Annotated in this window: 1 protein-coding gene; it reads right to left on the reverse strand. The window is 70.2% G+C overall.

What is annotated here, in order from left to right; genetic code table 11:
- Positions 1 to 428 (reverse strand): HAD-IC family P-type ATPase (locus tag AC1D34_RS38285; protein ID WP_476827116.1); only part of this gene is annotated, 428 nt, incomplete at its 3' end.
- Positions 429 to 460 lie beyond the last annotated feature (32 nt).

The raw sequence follows: 460 nt of genomic DNA on the forward strand, positions 1-460 counted from the left end.
TGCCGCACCAGCAGGGCGGAGCCGCGCGCGAGCTTGAGTGTGGTCGGGATCGCGTCGAGCCCGTCATGCAGGAAGACGAAATCGGCTGCATTGCGGCCGATATCGGCGGCCGAGGCCGGCGCAATCGAGACATGCGCCGCGGCGAGCGCGGGTGCATCGTTGAGGCCATCGCCGATCATCAGCACCTTGCGGCCCTGGGCCGCGAGGGCGGCGAGCCGCTCGACCTTCTGCGCCGGCAGCAACCCCGCGGCGACCGTGCCGATGCCGACCCTGGCGGCAATGCTGTGCACGGCGGCTTGCGTATCGCCGGAGAGCAGTGCGATTGCGATGTCCTCGTTGCGCAACGCAGCGATTGCGGCCTGCGCCTGCGGACGCAACGTCTCCTCGAACACGAAGCTGGCGAGCAACGTGCCGTCGCGGCTGAGCACAGTGCCAGCCTCCTGGCTGCCAGCGCCTGCGG

The sequence above is a fragment of the Allobosea sp. P1_A7 genome (genome assembly GCF_056406775.1).